General features: G+C 58.8%; 17 protein-coding genes and 1 other RNA gene. 12 read left to right on the forward strand and 6 right to left on the reverse strand.

What is annotated here, in order from left to right; all coding sequences use genetic code 11:
* Positions 1-16 precede the first annotated feature (16 nt).
* Together serA and F7D08_RS09570 are read right to left on the reverse strand one after the other, a co-directional pair.
* Positions 17-1216 carry a phosphoglycerate dehydrogenase gene (gene serA, locus F7D08_RS09565; RefSeq protein ID WP_152210406.1) on the reverse strand — a complete coding sequence of 400 codons (1200 nt, stop codon included), beginning with the start codon at positions 1214-1216 and terminating at the stop codon, positions 17-19.
* Positions 1217-1226: 10 nt separating this feature from the next.
* Positions 1227-3506: a HelD family protein gene (locus F7D08_RS09570; RefSeq protein WP_152210407.1), complete on the reverse strand. Its 2280-nt coding sequence runs from the start codon at positions 3504-3506 to the stop codon at positions 1227-1229.
* 312 nt (positions 3507-3818) lie between these two features.
* Here F7D08_RS09570 and mraZ point away from each other — a divergent pair, with 312 nt between their 5' ends.
* The 12 genes from mraZ to F7D08_RS09630 all read left to right on the forward strand — a co-directional run bounded on the left by mraZ (position 3819) and on the right by F7D08_RS09630 (position 17819).
* Positions 3819-4301 (forward strand): division/cell wall cluster transcriptional repressor MraZ, encoded by a 483-nt coding sequence (mraZ, locus tag F7D08_RS09575; RefSeq protein WP_152210425.1) that lies wholly within the window; start codon positions 3819-3821, stop codon positions 4299-4301.
* The gene (gene rsmH / locus F7D08_RS09580; RefSeq protein ID WP_152210408.1) at positions 4301-5380 is read left to right on the forward strand and encodes a 16S rRNA (cytosine(1402)-N(4))-methyltransferase RsmH; all 1080 of its coding nucleotides are present in this window, start codon (positions 4301-4303) and stop codon (positions 5378-5380) included. Before mraZ ends, rsmH begins: the two co-directional genes overlap by 1 nt.
* A 2-nt stretch (positions 5381-5382) precedes the next feature.
* Entirely contained in the window at positions 5383-5844 is a 462-nt protein-coding gene (locus tag F7D08_RS09585) for a hypothetical protein (RefSeq protein ID WP_152210409.1), read from the forward strand.
* Positions 5841-7646 (forward strand): peptidoglycan D,D-transpeptidase FtsI family protein, encoded by a 1806-nt coding sequence (locus F7D08_RS09590; RefSeq protein ID WP_152210410.1) that lies wholly within the window; start codon positions 5841-5843, stop codon positions 7644-7646. The genes F7D08_RS09585 and F7D08_RS09590 overlap by 4 nt, the downstream gene beginning before the upstream one ends.
* A 39-nt stretch (positions 7647-7685) precedes the next feature.
* Complete coding sequence (locus F7D08_RS09595; RefSeq protein WP_152210411.1) at positions 7686-8555, forward strand: hypothetical protein; 870 nt, start codon at positions 7686-7688, stop codon at positions 8553-8555.
* Between the two features lie 49 nt (positions 8556-8604).
* On the forward strand, positions 8605-10056 hold the full coding sequence (locus tag F7D08_RS09600; RefSeq protein ID WP_152210412.1) for a UDP-N-acetylmuramoyl-tripeptide--D-alanyl-D-alanine ligase: 1452 nt from the start codon (positions 8605-8607) through the stop codon (positions 10054-10056).
* A gap of 35 nt (positions 10057-10091) precedes the next feature.
* Positions 10092-11198 carry a phospho-N-acetylmuramoyl-pentapeptide-transferase gene (mraY, locus tag F7D08_RS09605; RefSeq protein ID WP_152210413.1) on the forward strand — a complete coding sequence of 369 codons (1107 nt, stop codon included), beginning with the start codon at positions 10092-10094 and terminating at the stop codon, positions 11196-11198.
* Between the two features lie 54 nt (positions 11199-11252).
* On the forward strand, positions 11253-12698 hold the full coding sequence (gene murD, locus F7D08_RS09610) for a UDP-N-acetylmuramoyl-L-alanine--D-glutamate ligase (protein WP_152210414.1): 1446 nt from the start codon (positions 11253-11255) through the stop codon (positions 12696-12698).
* Positions 12685-13902: a putative lipid II flippase FtsW gene (gene ftsW / locus F7D08_RS09615; protein ID WP_152210415.1), complete on the forward strand. Its 1218-nt coding sequence runs from the start codon at positions 12685-12687 to the stop codon at positions 13900-13902. The genes murD and ftsW overlap by 14 nt, the downstream gene beginning before the upstream one ends.
* A gap of 16 nt (positions 13903-13918) precedes the next feature.
* Entirely contained in the window at positions 13919-15106 is a 1188-nt protein-coding gene (locus F7D08_RS09620) for a UDP-N-acetylglucosamine--N-acetylmuramyl-(pentapeptide) pyrophosphoryl-undecaprenol N-acetylglucosamine transferase (RefSeq protein ID WP_152210416.1), read from the forward strand.
* A 140-nt stretch (positions 15107-15246) separates the two neighbouring features.
* Positions 15247-16785, forward strand: a complete 1539-nt coding sequence (murC, locus tag F7D08_RS09625) for a UDP-N-acetylmuramate--L-alanine ligase (protein WP_152210417.1) — start codon at positions 15247-15249, stop codon at positions 16783-16785.
* Positions 16785-17819 (forward strand): cell division protein FtsQ/DivIB, encoded by a 1035-nt coding sequence (locus tag F7D08_RS09630; RefSeq protein WP_152210418.1) that lies wholly within the window; start codon positions 16785-16787, stop codon positions 17817-17819. Before murC ends, F7D08_RS09630 begins: the two co-directional genes overlap by 1 nt.
* 87 nt (positions 17820-17906) lie before the next feature.
* Here the strand turns inward: F7D08_RS09630 and ssrA are convergent.
* The 4 genes from ssrA to F7D08_RS09650 all read right to left on the reverse strand — a co-directional run.
* Positions 17907-18303, reverse strand: a transfer-messenger RNA (tmRNA) gene (gene ssrA / locus F7D08_RS09635).
* A 199-nt stretch (positions 18304-18502) separates the two neighbouring features.
* Positions 18503-19735: an MFS transporter gene (locus F7D08_RS09640; protein WP_152210419.1), complete on the reverse strand. Its 1233-nt coding sequence runs from the start codon at positions 19733-19735 to the stop codon at positions 18503-18505.
* Positions 19736-19938: 203 nt separating this feature from the next.
* Positions 19939-20835, reverse strand: a complete 897-nt coding sequence (locus tag F7D08_RS09645) for a carbohydrate kinase family protein (RefSeq protein ID WP_152210420.1) — start codon at positions 20833-20835, stop codon at positions 19939-19941.
* A gap of 84 nt (positions 20836-20919) precedes the next feature.
* The coding region (locus tag F7D08_RS09650; RefSeq protein ID WP_152210421.1) for an ROK family protein at positions 20920-21717 on the reverse strand (798 nt) is incomplete at its 5' end.

The raw sequence follows: 21717 nt of genomic DNA on the forward strand, positions 1-21717 counted from the left end.
TGACATGCAATTGGTGTCAGTTGGTGACACGCATGCGAATTGTACCCTCGATGTTGCGTAGTGCGTTCAAGGTCTCGTCGCTTGGTTTGGTGGCCACATCGGTAACCACGTAACCAAGTTCGCCTTCCGTGGCCAGCGACTGGAACGAGATGTTGATGTTCTCCTCGCCCAGCACATGATTGACTCGGGCCAGCACACCCGGAAGATTGTCATGCAGATGCGCGATGCGGCAAACGCCTTTGCAGGCGCCGAGATTGATTTGCGGCAGATTCACTGAAAGCGACGTGGAACCATTGAACCAGTAATCCTCAAGACGTTGGGAGACGAAGTGCCCAATGGATTCCTGGGCCTCCAATGTGGAACCGCCGATGTGAGGGGTGAGGATCATATTGTCTTCGTCGGCGAGGGGGGTGTTGAACGCGTCCCCGCTCTTCTTCGGTTCCACGGGGAATACATCGACCGCCGCGCCGGCAAGATGGCCGGAGTCAAGATGCTGCTTCAAGGCATCCAAGTCGGCGACGAAGCCACGGGACAGATTGATGAAGATGGCATCCTGCTTCATGTGATCGAACTGATCTTCGCCGAAGAAACCGGTGTTGGACTTGCGGCCATCGACATGCAGCGTCACCGCGTCGGATTGCTCCAGAAGCTCGTTCAAGGTGGCGCAACGGTGGGCATTGCCCAAGGCCAGCTTTTCCTCAATATCGTAGAAAACCACGCGCATGCCCAATGCCTCGGCAAGCACGGAAAGCTGGGAGCCGATGTTGCCGTAGCCGATGATGCCGAGGGTCTTGCCGCGCACCTCATGGGAGCCGGCTGCAGACTTATCCCAAACGCCGTGCTTGATATGGTGCGTGTGTGCGGGGATGCGACGCATCAGGCAGATGATGTCGCAGATGACCAGCTCCACTACGGAACGGGTGTTGGAATACGGCGCGTTGAACACGGCGATGCCATGCTTGCCGGCGTATTCCAGATCGACCTGATTGGTGCCGATACAGAAACATCCGACAGCGCTGAGTGTCGGGCGTGCGGCCAACACCCGTGCGGTGACACTGGTCTTCGAACGTACGCCAACCAGATCGACGCCATCAAGTGCGTCGATAAGCTCGTCCTCGTTCAAAGCGCCTTTCATGGTTTCGACTTCAAAGCCACGATCGCGAAGCGATTGGGCCGCGTCCGGATGGATATTTTCCAGTAGTAATGCTTTCGGCATGCCTTTCACCTTAGATGCTTAGGGACTTCGCGTCCGACGTTGTCCGAACTATAACCAGTTTCTGCGTAGGCCTGGTCATCGCCACATACAAATCGGATGCAGCCACCAAACGGCTTGGGGCGTCATCTTCGATACGACCGGGCTCCACGACGATCACCGCATCGAATTCCAGTCCTTTGACCATCTGGGTGCCGCAGATGCTGATCTGTTCATCCCATTCGGGTTGATCGAGCAGACGCTGATATTCCTTGGGGTCAAGCAGACTGGACAGACGCTTACGCACGGCCTGACGCACTGGGGAAATCAGTGAATCCGGGCATATGATGGCGATGCGGCCGGTGCCGTCCGCGGAAACGAAATGATTGGCCAGTTTCGCCGCCTGGTTGGCGACGGCCTGCAGCAGGGAATCCATATCGTCCACGATGTGGCGGGATACCGAACCGGTCAAGTCTCGCACCGCATGAACGGTGGAGATGTACAGACCTTCGTTTTGGGCGAACTGGGAGGCGAGATCGGAGACGGCCTGCGGGTTGCGGTAATTGATCGTCAGCTCGTTCAAATCCCAGTGGTCCGCACCGAACAGTCGGTTCATCGTCTTATCCCAGCGGCGGGTGCCTCCCAGGGATGAGGTCTGAGCCACATCGCCGACGATGGTGAACGAGCGGGAAGGGCATCGGCGCATCAGCATGCGCCAGTCCATGGCGGTGAGTTCTTGGGCTTCATCGACCACAATATGCCCGTATGTCCATTCGCGGTCCGCCGCCGCTCGTTGGGAAGTGAGTTCCGCATCGCTGCCGTTCATCTGGTCGAGCAGCATCTGGCTGGAGACGATGCCCTGGCCGAGACCGGTTGCGGCCAATGTGTCTTTGGCATATTGTTCCTCGGCTGCACGTCGCGCATCCGAGGCGGACTTCCTGGCGACGACCTTTGGGTCGGGACCCAGCAGTTCCATGGCCTCATCAAGCAAGGGGATATCGGATTGGGTCAGTGGGGAGCCCTTGGGGCGGGCCAATGCGCGAATGTCATCATCACTCAGCCAGCCACCCAGCGATTTCAGCCGTTCCGGATGAGCGAACAACTGATCGATCAGCCATGGGCCTGTCATCGGCAGCCAGCACAGGTTGAGCGTTTTGCGCACCGTGTCGTTCATACGCAGCAATTGCATGGCGCGATTGAGCTCGGCCTGGTCCGGAGTGTAATCCAGCTGCTCGGCATATCGGTTCTGCATGCTGGCGAGCATGGATCGGATAAAAGTTTCGCGGGCCTTGTTATGCGCCTGACGTGTGCGCTTGGCGTCGGTTTGCGCCTGCTCGATGTCCACGGCGAGCATCGGGACCGGAATGCCGCTGATGGTAACCGTCGGCAAGTCGGCGGGAACGCGGATGCGCGCGGCTATGGCATTCGCCACCACTTGGGCCATGCGACGGTCCCCTTTGAGCTTCGCCGCGTAAGGGGTGTCGACCGCGGTAGCGGTAATGCCGGGGATGAGATCGCTGATGGTGCGGGACACCACGCCGGTCTCGCCCAGCGATGGAAGCACCTGGTCGATGTAGTGCAGGAACGCGGAGCTCGGACCCACCACGAGTACGCCGGAACGCTCCAACGTACGGCGATGCGTGTACAGCAGATATGCGGCTCGGTGAAGCGCCACGGCGGTTTTACCGGTTCCCGGACCGCCTTGCACCACCACGGCGCGATTGAGGGCCGAGCGGATGATGCGATCCTGTTCCGCCTGAATCGTGGCGACGATATCGGTCATCTTTCCTGTGCGACGTGAGCTTAGTGAGGCCAGCAGCGCGCCTTCGCCGGTAAGAGTTCCCGCCGATGAAGCTGCGCCCACCTGGTCGGAATGCACGTCCAGCACTTCATCTTCGACACCCACGACGTTACGGAAGCTCAATGTGATATGCCGGCGCATCACGATGTCGCCATGATTCGAGGGGGTCGCCTCATAGAAGGGACGTGCCGCTTCGGCACGCCAGTCGGTCAGTATCGGCTCATGATCGGTGCTCGACAATCCGATGCGACCGATGTAGTGACGTGTGCCGTTCCTGGCGTCGAGTCTGCCGAACACCAGTCGATCTTCCACGCTGCGCAACTGGGTGAGACGGTCCTCATACATGGTGGCAAAGGAGTCTCGTTCGGTGCGTTGCGTGGGGGAGCCATGAGAACCAGCTGCTCGCACGGTATCCAGACGTTGCCACATTTCGGCGCGCAGGTCATCGAGGCGACCATAGGCCCGGTCGACGGCCTGCTGTTCCTCATGCAGCTGTGAGGCATAACTCGACATGCTACTCTTCGTTTCCATTTCTTCGGGGTCAACACTTTAAGGCACTCAAATTTACCGCACGCCCCCTACCGGGCAGGCGGACGAGATGAATATGCGGGTGAACTTCGCGTGAATTCGACGAGCCGAGATGACGTCGACACGCACGGAGATGGGAAAAGTCCCTAAAACGGTGCACAAATTGTGCATGAGTGGGGAAAAATGGGGAGTGGTGGGGTAGAGTGGTGAACCAGTTGGTCGGAGTGTATCCAAATGCATGCAAAAGGAGGTGGAATCATGGCTGACGGGCAGGCTGCAAACGGCGCACAGACATCTATGGCCGGTTCCACCGGAATTGCCGATCTGCTTACTGGCCTGCCTCCGCTGTTGCTCGGCACATACACTCCGAAAATCGATGCCAAAGGTCGCGTGGCGCTTCCGGCGAAATTCCGTTCTCAGCTCGGAGCCGGTCTGGTGATGGCTCGCGGCCAGGAACGTTGCGTATATCTCCTTCCGTTCGACGAATTCCGACGCATCGCCGCCCAGATTCAGCGCACATCCGTAGGCAACAAGGCCGCCCGGGAATACCTCCGCGTGTTCCTCTCCGGTGCCGTGGACCAGGAGCCTGATAAGCAAGGTCGCGTGGTGGTGCCGCAGATGCTGCGTGACTACGCCAACCTGGGCTCGGACATCGTCGTGATTGGCGTGGGCACGCGAGCTGAGATCTGGAACAAGGCCGCATGGGAGTCCTACCTCGCTCAGAAGGAAGAGGACTACTCCGAAATCGCCGATGATGTACTGCCGGAGGTGGAATTCTGATGACTGACCTGACCGCTATTCACCAGCCGGTGCTGCTTCAGGATTGCGTGGATCTGATGGTTCCCGCACTTGATCATGAGGGAGCCATCGCCGTGGACTGCACCTTGGGAATCGCCGGCCATTCCACCGCTTTCCTCAAATCGTCGCCGAAGGCAAGGCTCATCGGCATCGACCGTGACAGCGAGGCATTGGCCCTGGCCACCAAGCGCATGGAGCAGGAGGGCCTTGCCGACCGATTCACCCCGGTGCATGCGGCATTTGATGAGCTCGAGCGCGTTCTCGAAGACCAGGGAGTGGAACGCGTGGACGCCGTGTTCATGGATCTGGGACTTTCCAGCCTGCAGATCGACGAGACCGACCGTGGTTTCTCCTACTCCCATGACGCACCGTTGGATATGCGCATGGACGTGAGTCAGGAACTGACCGCGCAGCGCATCCTCGCCACCTATGACGCGCCACAGTTGGTTCACATTTTCAAAGAATACGGCGAGGAGCGTTTCGCCAAGCAGATCGCACGCGCCATCGTCATAGACAGGGACAGGGAGCCATTGACCACCACCGGACAGCTCAACGCGCTGGTCGAACGTGTGGTTCCCAAGGCGCATCGTCCGGCAGGCAACCCTGCCAAACGTGTGTTCCAGGCGCTGCGCATCGAAGTCAATGGAGAGCTGGCCAAACTCGCTGCCACGCTGCCTCAGGCTGCGAATCACCTGAACGTCGGCGGACGCTTGGTGGTGGAGTCCTACCATTCCCTGGAGGATAAGACCGTCAAGACGTTCATGGCCAATGGTCTGAAAATCGACGCCCCCGCCGATCTGCCGATTATTCCGCCAGACGCGCAACCGTTCTTCAAGGAACTCACCCGCGGCGCGATCAAGGCCGATGAGCAGGAGATCGCATCCAACCCGAGGTCGGCCTCGGTCAGGCTGCGTGGGGTCGAGTTGACCAGACCCATCCCGGACCGATGGCGCAGCCGCTTCGAACACATGGCAATGGCACAGGACCCGAGCTCCGATGAGGCTAAGCGGCACCACGCCAAACGTAACAACACCAATCGCAACAATTCGAGGAGACACTGAATATGGCGGCAACGGCACGTAGCATTCGATCCGGTTCGGTTCCGGCATCGCAGCGTCCTCAAGCCAAGCCCCAGGCGACTTCGCGGCCCCAACTGCGATTGATTTCCAATCCTCATGGCGACGATAGGAGCAACGTATTCGGCAAGGTCCTCGAATGGACCAGAAACCGAACCGCGCCCATGGTGCATGTCGCCGTAGCCGTGGTGTTCCTCGTCGCCACACTGCTGGGCGCACTGATGCTGCGCACGCAGATGGTGCAGAATTCCTTCGAAGCGGCGGAGGTCAAGCAGCACATCAATGTATTGACCCAGGATATCGAAGACGACCAGGCCAAGCTCGACCAGCTGGTTGCATCGCTGCCCGACAAGGCGAGTGAGATGGGCATGGTCTCCAAGGGCGGCGCGGCCACCATCGATTTGCAGGGATATCAGCAGCCTAAGGACTCGGAAGGCGGAACACAGTGAAGACCATTGCGCGAATACTGAAATTCGCCAAAATGAAGACTTTCGCCTTCAAATGCATCGCCATCGGAGCCGCTTTGGCCCTGGTGGCCTCCATGTGCGTGGCGCAGCTCGCCTCCATCCAGCTCATTGATGGTCGCCAGATGGCCCAGGCCGCCACGGCCTCCCGCACCTCCCGCGTGACGCTCAGCGCAAAACGAGGTCGCATTCTGGATGCCAATGGCACCGTGCTGGCCCAAAGCGTGGAACGCTACACCATTGTGGCCAATCCCGAAGCCGCGCAGGAGTTCACGCCCATCACATGCAACAAGAACAATCAGGATTACTGCCATCAGATCGACGGCAAGCCGGTGGGCGTCACCGGAGCCGCGGCGGTGGGTCGGTTGCTATCCAAGGAACTGGGCGTCAGCGCGATGGAATTGGGCGCTGATCTTTCCATCAGCGGCCAGTATGTGGTGTTGAAGAAAGACGTGACCCCGCAGGTCAAGCGCAGCATCGATAATCTGAACCTCGGCGGCATTGTCTGGGGAGAATTGAGCAGCGAACGTATCTACTCCGACGGCGACTTGATGGGTTCGCTGCTTGGCGGAGTGAACGATGACGGCACCGGCGTCGCCGGTATCGAGCAGATGGAGAACAAGGTGCTCACCGGCACCGATGGCCACCAGACATACCAGCGCGGTAACTACGGGGGAGAGGAAATCCCCGGCACGATGACCGAATCCGTGGCGGCCAAGGATGGTTCTGATGTGCATCTGACGATTAACAGGGATGTGCAGTGGTACGTCAAGAAGATCATGAAGGAGGCGAAATCCTCCTATGGAGCCGCATGGGCTATCGGCGTGGTGCAAGACGTTCAGAGCGGAGAGATCGTAGCCCTCGCGGACAGCGACGAAATCGAGGCGGGAACGGATGCGGCAAAAATGGCTGCATCGCGCGCTGTCTCGGAGACCTTTGAACCAGGTTCGATCGGCAAAGTGATTTCAGCATCCGGCTATCTGCAGACCGGCGTGCATAAGATGACGGATCGGTTCACCGTGCCGAATTCCGTGACTGAGAATGGTCAGACATTCAAGGACGCATTCTCTCATGGTGATGAGCATTGGACGCTTGCCGGTATCCTGCAGCAGTCCTCGAACAACGGCATGGTCATCGCGGGCAAGAACTATACCGACGAGCAGCGTTACGAATTCCTTACCAAGTTCGGCATCGGTCAGTCTACCGGACTTGACCTGCCAGGTGAGTCCAATGGCGTGCTGACGAATCCTTCATCGTGGGATTTGCGTACCCGTAACACTGTCCTGTTCGGTCAGGGCTATACCGTGAACGCGCTGCAGCTGACTAATGTGGTGGCCACGCTTGCCAATAAAGGTGTGCGTCAGCAGCAGTCAATCATCAAATCGGTGACGAATTCCGATGGCAAGACCACTGAAGCGAAGCATGGTGAGGCTACGCGTGTCGTCGATGAACAGGTGGCCGCCGATGTGATCAATGCGATGGAATCCGTGGCTGAAAACTATAGTAAATTCGTTAAGGTCGATGGTTACCGTATGGCGGCCAAATCCGGTACCGCAGAAGTGGCGGGGGCCAACGGTTCTTTGAGCTCCATCATTTCCGATTATTCGGTGGTGATTCCTGCCGATAACCCACGCTTTGTGGTCACGGTGGTGATGAAGGACCCGCAGGGCTCCTATGGTGGTCTTACGGCAGGTCCGGTCTCCGCCCAGATTTGTGAGTTCCTTATGCAGAAATACGAGGTGCCCGTGTCGAGCCCGCGTACAGATGCTATCCCAGTCACTTGGTGATATGAGATGACGGTGACCATGGAAGAAAGGCGTTAGCCCATGAGCGCGGTGAGCGAAGCCATATCCCAGCGCATGACGCTGGGAATGCTGGCTGAAAAGTACGGTTTTGACATTGTCCCCGAATTCGCGTCCAATGTCACCATCACTGCATTGAGTGATTCCCTCGACAGTGTCGGACCGGGATCGCTGTTCGTATGCGGTAGCTGCGTATCCGAGCTGGCGCATGCCGCACAAGCCGGAGCCTATGCGGCTCTGCTGCCGCGCACGTTCCAGCATCAATGCCCGCAAGCCGATATTCCTCTGGTCTTCGGAGAGATCAATGACCATGTGCTGGGCGACATGGCGGTGACGCTCGCCGGTTCGCCGACCAATGCCATGGCGGTATTCGCCGTGACAGGCAGCAATGAATCGGAAGTCAACGCCAACGTGACCCAGCTCGCGGACTTTCTGCACATGCTCGGCAACCCGGTGGCGGTGATCAGCGCAGCTGGTTCGACATCGATGACCCGTGCGCTGAATCTGACCTATCCATTGGGCGTGCTCGATATGCAGCGCACGTTGGCCGTATGCGCCGAGGATGGCGTTGCCGCGGTGATTATCGCGCTTGATGCGGCAACGGTGAGCAATCATGCGCTGGAATCGGTGAACGTCGACGTGCTGGGCGTTGAACATGACATGCCGGACCAGGACGTATCCACGCTGAAAACCCGGTACGCGTTCGTATCCGACCGCGATCTTGCGCTTACCACCACCACAAGGGAATCGGACGATCTCGCCAAAGAATCGCCGGTGGGGTACGACAGGGTTCGCGCCGGCCATATGTCGTTGGCCATCGCCATGGTGCTGGCCGCGGGAGTTCGTAGGAACAATGTGCGCAGCGCGTTGCGCGTGGCCAATAATCTGAGTTGATCATCCGCGATACCAAGCCAATCGCACGGATAATAAGGAGTGGGAAAACATGGTTCCAATGAGCGCACAGGAAATCGCTCAGGCCGTTGAGGGCCGTCTGATCGCGGGCGGCGATCCGAATGCGCAGGCCACCAGCGCGGTCAGTGATTCGCGCCAAGTGGGCGCGGGCTCGGTGTTCGTGGCCATCAAAGGCGAACACGTGGATGGTCACGATTTCGTGGCCAAGGTAGGTGAGCAGGGCGCCGTTGCAGCCATTGTGGACCATGAGGTGGCCGCCGAGGGACTGGTGCAGATCGTGGTGGACGATACGGTCGAGGCGCTTGGCAAGCTCGCCAAACACAATATCGAGCGCCGCCGTGAATTGCCCGGCGACTTCGACATCATCGGTCTGACCGGTTCCGTGGGCAAAACCACGACCAAGGATCTGTTGTCTGCGTTGATGTCGACCCTTGGCCCAACGGTCGCACCCATCGGATCGTTCAACAATGAGATCGGTCTGCCGCTCACCGCGCTGAAGATCGACGCCGGAACGCGATTCTTCGTGGCGGAAATGGGCGCGAACCATTTGGGCGAGATCGCACGCCTGACGCGTATCGCCCCGCCGAACATGGCAATAGTGCTGAAGGTCGGAGTGGCACATCTGGGAGAATTCGGCTCGCGTGAACGCATCGCGCAGGCCAAAAGCGAAATCGTCACGGGCCTGCTGCAGGACGGCATCGCCGTGCTGAATGGTGACGACGATCATGTGGCGCCGATGGCCTCCCTTGCTCCGGCCGATGTGCTGTGGTTCGGCAAGGAAGGCAACCATGAGCATCAGGTGACCGCAACTGACATCACCGCTGATAATGCCGACCATGCCGAGTTCACGCTCAATGCAGGTGACGGCTCAAGCGTTCGCGTGCATCTGGGCATTCCCGGGCTGCACAATGTGATGAACGCGATTGCGGCCGCCACAGTCGCGCTGCACTATGGCATGGCTCTGCCGGATATCGCTCAGGTATTGGCCGCCCAGCGCACCATAAGCCCGCATCGCATGGCATTGTCCCGCGTGGAGCGTGGAACTGTGAGCTTCACCCTGATTGACGATTCCTTCAACGCCAACCCCGATTCCATGAAGGCAGGTCTGGAAGGCCTCAAGGCATGGGAGCCTCAGGATGGCGGCAAGCCGTTCCGAGTGGCCCTGCTGGGAGCCATGTTGGAATTGGGGGCAAGCGAAACCGAATTGCATGCCCAGGTGGGCCGTTTCGCCGCCGAACTTGGGCTGGACGCGATTATCGCGGTCGGCTCCGACGCCGATGCGCATTTGCATGACATGGCTCAGGCCCTCGCCGATGGGGCCTCAACCGTGACCGGGGTGTCGGTAGACTGTGTGGAGAACATCAATCGTGCCGAGCAGCTGGTGCTCGGCATGGCCGCCAGCCATGCCGACACCGTGGTGCTGCTCAAAGGCTCTCATGCTTCAGGCCTGAGCGCACTGGCGGAACGCTGGTCGAAGAACTAGGCGTCAGTAACTCATAAAGAGGAGAAGAACCACCCGTGATTGCTCTGATTATTGGAATGTTGGTGTCGCTGATTGTCACCATGGTGGGCACCCCGATGCTGATTCGGCTGGTGCACAAACTGCATTACGGCCAATACATTCGCCAGGATGGGCCGAAATCCCACTTGGTGAAGCGCGGTACCCCGACTCTGGGCGGCGTGGTCATCAATATTGCCATTCTGCTGGGCTGGTGCTCGTCCGCACTGTACCGATACCTGCATTCGGGAGATGTGCCATCCTGGTCGGCGGTACTGGTACTGTTCGCCATGCTGTCGATGGGCGCGCTCGGATTCATCGACGACTTCGCCAAGGTGCGCAAGAAGCAGAACGAGGGCCTTACCGTCGGCGGTAAATTCATCGGTCAGTTCATCTTCGCAACCATCTACGCGGTACTCGCTCTGATCATTCCGACCAAAACCGGTTTTCCCAGCGCGCAGGCCGGCATAAGCTTCATTGAAAAACCGTTCTTCAGCTTCGATTTCGCCGGCCGTGCGGTGGCCATCATCCTGTTCGTCATCTGGGTGAACTTCCTGATGACCGCATGGACCAACGCCGTGAACCTCACCGATGGCCTGGATGGTTTGGCCGCAGGCTCCTCGATGATCTCCTTCACCGGATTCGGCGTCATCGCGTTCTGGGAAAGCTATCACATCAAGGGCGGCGGACATCAGGGATATTCCTATGCGGTGTCCGACCCGCTTGACTTGACGATTATCGCCATCTGCGCGGCCGTGGCATGCTTCGGATTCCTGTGGTACAACTCGAATCCCGCATCCATCTTCATGGGAGACACCGGTTCCCTGGCCCTGGGCGGTCTGTTCGCGGCGCTCTCCATCGCCACACATACCGAGTTCCTGGCCGTTATTCTTGGCGGACTGTACGTCATGGAGGCCATGAGCGATGTGATCCAGGTGGGCTATTTCAAGATGACCCACAAGCGTGTGTTCAAAATGGCCCCGATACACCATCATTTTGAGCTTCTCGGTTGGACTGAGACCAAGGTCGTGGTTCGTTTCTGGATGATTGAACTGCTCTTTGTGCTGTTGGCCCTTACCATCTTCTACGGTGATTGGGTCGCCAGGTCTGGCTTGCTTTTCAGCTAACGGAAACCTCAGTGTCCTATTCTCGCCTCTGGGATTGTTTCATCAGGAGGAATAATGCAAGTAGCGAATACAACAGTGGTAATCGCCGGACTTGGCGTGTCCGGCACCTCGCTGGCACAAGTGCTTAAGGAACGCGGCGCCCGTGTGATCGGCGTGGATGAGCGCAAGCCGGAAGCCGATCTCCATTCCTTCGATCAGATTGATTGGGATCATGTCGATTACGTGATGTCCTCGCCGGTGTTCAATCCGCGCACTCCGTTCATTCTCGAAGCGAGGCGTCGGGGCATCCCGGTGATGAGCGAGGTCGAATTCGCCTGGCGTTTGCGCGTCGACAATGAGCGCACCGGCAAGCCCGCACCGTGGATTGGCATCACCGGCACCAATGGCAAGACCTCCACCACTGAGATGACCTCCGAGATGCTGACCGCATGCGGCATGGACGCACCCACGGCAGGCAACATCGCTTCCGGAGATATGTCGATGAGTCTGTCGCGATGCGCCACCAATCCCAAGCATGATGCGTTGTGCGTGGAATTAAGCTCCTTCCAGTTGCATTTCACCGATTCGCTGGAACTGGATTGCGCCGCGATTACCAATATCGCCGATGATCACCTGGACTGGCATGGCGGACGAGAGAATTATGCCGCCGATAAATCCAAGGTGTTCCATAATGCCAAACGCGTCATCGTTTACAATGCCCAGGATGCCACGGTCACCGCTTTGGCCCAGGCTGCTCAGACCGCTCCGGGATGCCGTAAGGTCGGCTTTACCCTTGCCGCACCACAAGCCGGCCAGATCGGTATCGAGAATGGCTGGATTGTGGATCGAAGCGGAATCGCAGGCGGAGTTGAAGGCGAACCAGTCAAACTTTCCGCCATCGCGGACTTCACGCATCTGACTGAACCGGACGGCACTCTGTATCCGCATCTGGTGGCCGACGCCCTGACGGCACTCGCCTTGGTATTGGGTCTTGGCGCTGACGCTGAAACCGCGCTCAAGGCGTTGAAGGCGTTCAAGCCAGGTGGCCACCGCATCGAAACCGTTGCCGAGGCCAAGGTGGATGGCGGCGCTATTCGTTTCGTCGATGATTCCAAGGCCACCAATGGTCATGCCGCCAACGCTTCGCTTTCCAGCTTCCCCACGAAGTCCGTGGTGTGGATCGCAGGTGGGCTTGCCAAGGGCAGCCGATTCGAACAGCTGATCGGTGACCAGGCGAAGACCATCAAGGCCGCGGTGATCATCGGCAAGGACCAGACCCCGATGCGCGAAGCGTTCGCCAGCCAGGCCCCGGATATCCCGATCACCTTCATCGACCCCGAAGACAATGCGACGGTTATGAAGCGCGCCGTTGAAGCGTGCGGCGGATACGCCAGCGCCGGCGATGTAGTGCTCATGGCACCTGCCTGCGCCTCCATGGACCAGTTCAAGTCCTATGCCGATCGCGGCAACCAGTTCGCTCAAGCCGCGAAGACCTGGAGCGAGGTGCATGGCCTCCACTGATCCTTCCACGAGACGGACTCGTGTATCCGCCGGCAAGCCTGCCTTAGTAGTTAACGACTACACGGGTTGGCGTAGCCTGCTGAACCCGGTATGGTGCTACCACGGTTTCCGTATGGCGGTTGTGGGACTGACCTGTTTCGGCGTGATCATGGTGTTTTCCAGTTCCACGGTGTCAATGGCATCGCAGGGCAGGTCCCCGTTCATTCGCTTGTTGACCCAGGGCATGTTCTGCTTGCTGGGCCTGATAATCGGGGCTGTGGCCATGATGATTCCGGTGCGGGCGTGGAAACGCTTGTGCGGCCCACTGATGATTGCCTCCATATTGGTGCAAGCACTCACTTTCACCCCGTTGGGCATTGACGTATACGGTAACAGGGGATGGCTGGATCTGAAAGTCGCCACGATTCAGCCGGCCGAATTTATGAAATTCGCTGTGTGCATCTGGCTGCCTGGCGCTCTGTACGTATGCAAAAAAAGGTACGTGAAAGAAGGGCTCAAGGCCTATGCCAAACCATTGCTCATCTATGGAGCTGGATTGGCAACCGTCATCGGCGGCAAGGATCTCGGCACTGGAATGATTCTATTGTTCATTGGTTTCGTATCGTTCCTGGTTGCCGGATTCCCCGGCAGATGGATGGGTGTGGGCATAGCTGCAGCTGTCATCATGGTTGCGGTGCTGGCCATCTCCAGCCCCAACCGAATGCGCAGAATCCTAGCCACTTATGGCGATTGCTCCGCTGCGGACGCACAGACCGTCTGCTACCAGTCCATGCATGCCAAATATGCGATAGCCTCCGGAGGATTCCTTGGCGTGGGCATCGGCAATTCGCGCGAAAAATGGAACTATCTGCCTGCCGCCCATAACGATTTCATCTTCGCCATCATTGGTGAGGAAACCGGATTCGTGGGGTGTCTCATCGTCATCGTGTTCTTCGCGATTCTCGCTTGGTGCATGATCGCGGTGGCGTTGCAGGTTGTCGACCGTTACGTGGCCATGGTACTGATGTGCGTGACCATGTGGCTCGTGGGACAGGCCATGGTGAATATCGGAGTGGTGGTCGGTGTCTTTCCGGTGCTGGGTGTTCCCATGCCGTTCGTCTCCGCCGGCGGTTCCTCCATGGTGATGTGTCTGGTTGCGGCAGGTCTTGTTGTGGGGCTGATGCGATGCCAACCGCAGATCAGACAATCACGGCAGAATGTGTAGAGTACACTCAGTAATCATGACTCAAGGAACACCGCATATCGTTCTGTCCGGTGGAGGAACTGCCGGACACGTCAATCCCTTGCTTGCCGTGGCGGACGCCATTCGCGATATCGAGCCCGATGCCCGGATCAGCGTCATCGGCACTGCCGTCGGACTGGAAAGGAACCTGGTCCCGAACGCCGGCTATGAGCTTGACACCATCGAAAAAGTGCCATTCCCTCGTCGGTCCAATCTGTACATGTTGAAATTCCCCTTCAAATGGAAACGCGAGACCGCGAAGGTACGTGGCATTCTTGAAGCCCGCCATGCCGATGTGGTGGCCGGTTTCGGCGGGTACACATCCGCTCCCGTGTATGCCACCGCTCACCGCATGGGTATTCCTATTGCCATCCATGAGCAGAACGCCCGTGCAGGCATGGCCAACAAGCTGGGGGCGCGTTGGGCCGACTTCATCGGCACCGTATATGACAACACCGGTCTGAAGCCCGGCTCCAACACGCGCATCCAACGCGTAGGACTGCCGCTTCGCCCAGCCGTCGCCGCACTGGCTGAACGTTTCGAACGGGATAGACAAGCCGTTCGCCGTGAAGCCGCGCAACAGTTGGGCGTCGATCCAACCCGTCCCCTGGTGTTGATCACCGGAGGTTCGCTGGGTGCACAAAGCCTCAACCGTGCTATCGCGTCCTCGGCGGCTGATCTGCTGGCACATGCTCAGATCATTCATCTGACCGGTAAGGGAAAGATTGAAGAGGTGCGCGACCTGGTCTCCCGGTCCGCAGGTTCACAGGTACTGGCCGAACTGGGGGAGGACGCTCAAGGAACCGGTGACTACCATGTGGCTGAATACCTCGAACGCATCGATCTCGCCTTCGCCTGCGCCGATCTGGTGATTTGCCGAGCCGGAGCGGGCTCGGTGTCCGAATTGGCTGCGCTGGGCCTGCCTGCCATCTATGTGCCACTTCCCATCGGCAACGGTGAGCAACGTTTCAATGCGGAGCCCGTCGTCCAGGCCGGCGGTGGCATTCTGGTCGCCGATAGGGATATGACTCCCGCATGGGTGCATGACCACGTGCCACAGTTGCTGGCCGATCACGATACGCTTGCGGAATTCGGCAACAAGGCTTGGCAGTATGGCATTCGAGATGCGGCCGCCGTGATGGCCAAGGAGGTTTTGGCGCTGGCCCACAGCAAGCAATCGCGCTGAAAGTCCGCGGGCGCGAGAACAACCGAAATCCAGCACAAGGCAAACGGACATGACCACATACCATTTGCCACGTTTCATTTGTTGGTGCGGTCTCGGACGGCATAGTATGTGGTCAGGAAAATCCTGTAAAGGAGTGTCAATTGTCTCAAGAACAATCCATCGTGCTTGATCCCACCCATGCCGCGTTCGATACGCAGGCAAGCCCGGCTGATCTCGGTCCCACGCATTTCATCGGCATCGGCGGCGCGGGAATGAGTGTGCTGGCTGAGATGCTGCATGCGCAGGGTGTGAACGTAGACGGGTCGGATCGTGAGCGCAGCGCCAAAACGGACCGGCTTGAAGCGCTCGGTATCGCCGTCGAATTTGGCCAGAAAGCCGAAAACGTGGCCAATGCCTCCACAGTGGTGTACTCCAGCGCCATCAAGCCGGATAATCCGGAAATCATCGCCGCACATGCCGCCGGCAAGCATATCGTGCATCGCAGCGACATCCTGGCTCTGCTGATGAACGGCAAACAGACCGTCACTGTGGCAGGAGCCCATGGCAAGACCACCACCAGCTCCATGCTGGCCCACATCCTGGTGCAGGTGGGAGCGGATCCCAGCTATGCCATCGGAGGTTCGATTCAGGGGCAGGACGGCACCACCTTGGACGGAGGCCACGCGGGAAACGGCTCAGCCCTGGTGGCCGAAGCCGATGAATCGGATGGCAGCTTCGCCAAATATCATCCGACCATCGCCATCATCACCAATGCCGAAGCCGACCATCTCGATCATTACGGCGATGAAGCCCATTACCGGGCCGCTTTCGTCAATCATGCCGAACACGCCACTGGCCATGTGATCATTTGCGCCGATGACAAGGATGCGCTCGCCGTGTTCGAGGCGTTGCCGGATGCGGTGAAGGCACACACCATCGTGTACGGTACGACCCCCAAGGATCAACTGCCGGAATTGGGCGATGCGTCTCTGGTGGCCATCTCCTCGGAAAGCGAGACGGCGGGAAGCGGTACGGAACAGCTGACGCTGGAGCTGCCTGGTGGCGTCACCGGCGGTGAAACCATCTGTCAGAGCGTCACGCTGAAGGTCCCCGGAATCCATAACGCACGTAATGCGGCCGCGGCCATCACCGCTGCGGTGCTGTTGGGCGTCAAGCCAGCTGATGCCGCACAGGCTGCGGGTGGCTTCCTCGGAGCCTCACGCCGTTTCCAGGTGCGCGGTACGGTCAAGCAGGTCACCGTGGTGGATGATTACGCGCATCATCCCACGGAAATTGCGGCCCTCTTGGATGCCGCACGACGCCGTTACCCGAGTTCCGTGATTCGCGTGCTGTTCCAGCCGCATCTGTTCTCACGCACCAAGTTCTTCGCGCGCGAGTTCGCCGAGGCACTGGCCAAGGCCGATGACGTGATCGTCACCGGCATCTTCCCGGCTCGGGAAAAGCAGGCGGATTTCCCGGATGTCGGTCCCGACACCATCGTGGACGCGGCTGAAGGTCTGAAGGACGATTCCGCAGGCACTTGGATCCAATCGGTGGAGGATATGTGCCTCGCCGCCAAGATGATGGCGATGCGCGCCCATCACGGCGATGTGATTTTCACCGTTGGTGCAGGCGACATCACCGATATGGATGAGGTGTTGCTGACCGCGCTGGAAGCCCACAGGGAGAGCTGCGAGTAATGGCCGGCCGTACGGTCAGCTCGTCTGGTTCCTCCTCGGGCGGCAAACGCAAGGCGCGCGTCGTCGAGTCCCATCAGGCGGGTGTGCCTCGGCATCCACGTAAGCGACGTGCCGTGGCATCAGCGTCGAAGCCGGAAACCGTGTATCCCATAGAACAGGATGTTACGGTCGCCAAGGGCAAGGCAGGGGCGTTTGTCGATGCTCGGGCATTGCGTAGTGAGGATTATGTCGCTGAGACATTGCGTCAGACCACGAGTTCGCTGGGCGTTGCCTCCCGGCCGAAAGTGGTGGATTTCACCGCCCGTGCCAAGGAACGCAGACAAGCGAATGTTCGCGTCATTGCCATGCGTGTGGCAGCGACTGCGATTGTGGTGCTGCTGACATCCGCTCTGGTATGGCTGCTGTTGTTTTCCTCAGTGTTCCGTCTGGAATCGGAAGCCATCAGAATTTCAGGGGCGAACGAATGGGTAAGCACGGCCACCATTCGCACCATTGCGGATAAGCAATCGGGGAAGTCGCTGTTCCTCGTGTCATCCAGTGACGTGGAACGGCAGCTGAAATCCATTCCCGGTGTGAGCGAAGCCAAGGTATCCAAGCATTTCCCCAAATCGATGAGCATCGCCATCAAATCGCAGAAGCCAACTGCCATGCTCAAAAGCGGCGATACATTGACCGCTGTGGACGATCAGGCCCGTGTACTCAATTCGGTGAAGAATGCCGACGTTGACGGTATTCCCGTAATCGAGGTCAAGGATGTTGAGACCAGTCTGAAGAATCGTTCCATCAAGGGGGCGTTGACCATTCTTGGAGCGTTGCCGGAATCGATGCGCAAGCAGATTACCAAAGTGACCGTTGCGACGCAGGATTCGGTGACCACTACGCTCAATGATGGCGAGCATGTGGTGGTGTGGGGGGATTCCTCGCAGCTGAAGCTCAAGATGGCCGAAGTTGACAAAATCCTGAACGATCCCAATGTGATTGGCGACTACAAGCAGGTTGATGTTTCAGCGCCTAGCAGGCCGATTCTGAAGTGAAGCCGATGCATGCTTGCCGGTTGATTCGTTGAATAATGCGGGCAAACAGTAAAGGCCGCATAACCCAATGGTTATGCGGCCTTTCAGGAGTGGAGGCGCGGGGAATTGAACCCCGGTCCGATGACCGAGCCCACAGTCTTCTACGTGCGTAGTCTGCTGGCCGTGCGGCGGTTTTTCTGCCCCCATCTGTGTCGCAGACAACCGATGGCGAGCATATCCGCAGTTAAAGTCCCGATGCAGCCCTGAGGCTCAACTGCATCAGCAAGTCTTCTTAACGACGCTCAGCATCCTCCCAAAGACGAGGAGGAGTGAACGGAGCGGCTGCTCACTGGTTAATCCTGGCGCGAAGCTCAGGCAGCGAGAGCGAACTCAGTGCGGTTAGATTTAGCACTTATTCTTTTGTCGGGGTCATCCACGAGTGGACCCGACGTTCTCGGCACGCTTCCCTGCAGCGAACAGGTCACCGTCGAAACCGATCGCCCCCAATATTGAATTATCAAACCATTCCGGTTTTTCGGCCGGACTTTTCAATATATCCCTTCCTTTGCTGGAATGCAAATCAATACTGCGAATCAGCTTATGGAGATATGCGCAAGAGCTCTGCTGGATATGAAAAAGCCTGCGTGAATCGAAGGGGAAGATTCACGCAGGCTCGTCTTGAATGTTGGCGCTAGAAGCGGCTATCAGGCCTCAGCCTTCTTGCCTTCGAGCACCTTGTAGGCAAAGCCCATGACCAGGACGTACAGGCAGCCGACGGCCATCACGAGGATGCCACCGAACTGGCCAGCGGCATCGGCGGCCACACCCATGATCGGCGGGAAGATAGCGCCACCGATCAGGCCCATGAGCATGAGGCCGGAGATTTCGTTCTGACGGTCCGGACGGTACATGAGGGCGTGGGACAGGAACAGGGAGAACACGTTGGAGTTACCGAAGCCGACCAGGGCGACAGCGACCCAGAACAGCCAAACCGGCGGGTTATCCTGCACCAGGGAGAAGATGGCGAAGCAGATGGCGGACAGGGTCATGATGACACCGCAGATGCGCAGGCCGACCTTGTTGGAAATCTTCTGCAGCACGATGCCACCGGTGAAGCAGCCGATCATACGGGCGATGAAGTAGACCATGGTTGCGGTTGCGGCGATCTCGGTGAACTGGTCACCGGTGTGCTCGGTCAGGATTCGCGGAGCCTGGGCGTTGATGCCGACGTCCACGCCCACGTGGGCCACGATGCCGAGGAAGCACAGGAAGACGATGCCATCGGAGAACAGCAGCTTGAAGCAACGGCCGATGGTGGTGGTGCCGGCGTCCGGAGCGGGCTCTTCGATCTTGTCGAAGGCGAGCAGCACGTAGCCGATGATGCCGATGACGAAGTAGATCACGAACAGGATCCACCACATGCCGAGCTTGGTGGCGCCCCAGATGGCGATGTACGGGGCGAACAGGGAGGCGAAGGCCTTGACGAACTGACCGGTGGTCAGGGTGGAGGCGAGCTTGTCGCCCTTGACGAACACGGTCAGCAGCGGGTTCAGGGAGACCTGCATCAAGGTGTTGCCGATGCCGAGGAAGGCGAAGGAGATGACGATGAGAACCAGACGAGGGGTGCCGGAAAGCGCCATGTAGGCGATGATCGGCAGGGCCATGGCCACGAGGGTCACGAGAATGGACCACAGCACGGTCTTGCGGCGGCCGATCTTGTTCATCAGCATGCCGGTCGGCACGGAGAAGATCAGGAACCAGAAGAACACCATCGTGGTGAACAGGTTGGCGGTACCATCGGCCAGTGCGAACTCGCCTTTGACGTAGTTCGTCGCGGTGCCGACCAGATCGACGAAGCCCATGACGAAGAAGGCGAACATCACCGGCAGGATCTTGGCGAATCCAGCGTTGCCGGTCTTAGTGGTTTCGTTGCTCATTATTGAATTCCCTTTTTCTTAACTGCAATGAGACAATGAATGATTGATTTTCAGTTATGGTTTCCGCGTCTGCAGGTACAGCTCACGCCGGGAGACGGTGGTTCTTGCGGAATCCCGGACGTCATTGTCCGGCGTGAGCTGCACCCGAAAACGAGAGGAAAGGAGAGCGGTTTCAGCTCAGTGCTTTCTGAGCTGAAACGAGATCACTTGCCGGCTTCGGCAAGGTAGTCGGGCATCTCGGTCGGGTAGTCCGGCCAAGCGCCAGCCTGGGTGCACACGAAGGCTGCGGTGTTGACGGCCTTGCGGTGAGCGTCTGCCAGGGAGTCGCCCAGCAGGGTGCGTGCGGTGAAGGTACCGGAGAAGGAATCGCCGGCACCAACGGTGTCCACGACCTCGACGTGCGGGGTGTCCAGCGTGGAGGACTCGCCACGGCGAGAAATCACGGTGGAGTATGCGGAACCTGCGGTCAGGATCACGTAGTCGAGATCGAACTCGTCGAGGAACCAACGGCAGGCGTCCTCGCCGGAGGTGCCGCGGATGTCGAACATGTCGCGCAGGAGCAGCAGCTCTTCATCGTTGATCTTGAAGACGGTGGCGGCCTTCAGCAGCTCCTCGATGAGTTCCTTGGAGTAGTGGTCACCACGCAGGTTGATGTCGAAGAACTTCATGGCGCCCGGCTTGGTGTGCTTCAGAAGCTCCATAATGGTGGCGTGGGTCTCGGGGGAGCGCAGGGCCAGGGTGCCGAAGCAGATGGCGTCGGCCTTGGCAACCACGTCGATGAGCTGACGGGTGTACAGGATGTGATCCCAGGCGACGCCCTTGACGATGGTGTACTCCGGGATGCCGTTCTTCAGGGCGACTTCCACGGTGGAGGTCGGCCAAGCGTTGCGCTGGATGACGGTGTTGATGCCGGCTTCGTCGGCCTTGGCAACCAGCTCATCACCGAGCTCGTCCTCGCCGACGGCGCTGATGGCCCAGCCCTCGGCACCATTCTTCATTGCATGGTAGGCGAAGTTCACCGGGGCGCCGCCTGCGCGCTTGCCGCCAGGCAGCATATCCCACAGCAGCTCACCGAGGCTCAGGACGATCGGGTTAGTCATGATGGTTCCTTTCCTTATCTTTCTTGGTTGTGCATGTTCCGCTGGGAAACTTCACAGTTGATTGATGTTCTTGATTCGTGTGAGTCAGGAGACATCGAAGAACATCGAAGGATGTTCCAAAAATTGCGTGACCGCCACGGCCGCGGCACCGGAAACGGCAGCGTCTGCGGACAACGTGGACAGCGTGATGGATGTGGTGTTGTAGATTTCCGGGATGGACCGTTCCTCCACCGTGCTGAGCACCTCTTCGAGGAACATCGGTCCGGCTTCGGACACGATGTCACCGATGATGATGTGCTTGGGATTGAAGCCGTTGAAGATGGTGACGCATCCGTAGCCCACATAGCGGGCGATGTTGCGCACCATGGCGATGGCCCGCCCGTCGCCTTCCTGTGCTTTGCGGAACAAAGCGCGGGCGGCTTCAGTGTGGGTCATATCTGCGGCCCCCGGGACCAGCACACCATCGTCGATAAGCATGTCGTGGATGGCGGGGGTGGAGCAATAGCGCTCGAGACAGCCGATGTTGCCGCAGTCGCATGGACGTCCGTTAACATCCACGGAGATGTGGCCGATTTCCGTGGCGGCACCAAGATAGCCGTTGATGAGACGGCCGTTTTCGATGACGCCAAGGCCGACGCCTTCGCCGACGAGATAGTAGGCGAGATTGTCGCTGGTGTGCACGGCTGGGTCGAACAGATAGTGGGCCAGTGCGCCTGCGCGTGCATCCTGCTCGATGAACAGTGGAACGCCGAAGGCGGAGGCGAATTCGTTAATGAAGTTGATTTTGCGCCAGCCCTGCATGCTGGAGACCACGGCGGTGCGACCTTCGTTGCGTAGGTAGGGGCCGGGCACTGCCATGCCGATGGCGACGATGGATTGGTC

Origin of the sequence: Bifidobacterium cebidarum (assembly GCF_009193305.1) — a bacterium.
In the GTDB taxonomy this organism is placed as follows: domain Bacteria; phylum Actinomycetota; class Actinomycetes; order Actinomycetales; family Bifidobacteriaceae; genus Bifidobacterium; species Bifidobacterium cebidarum.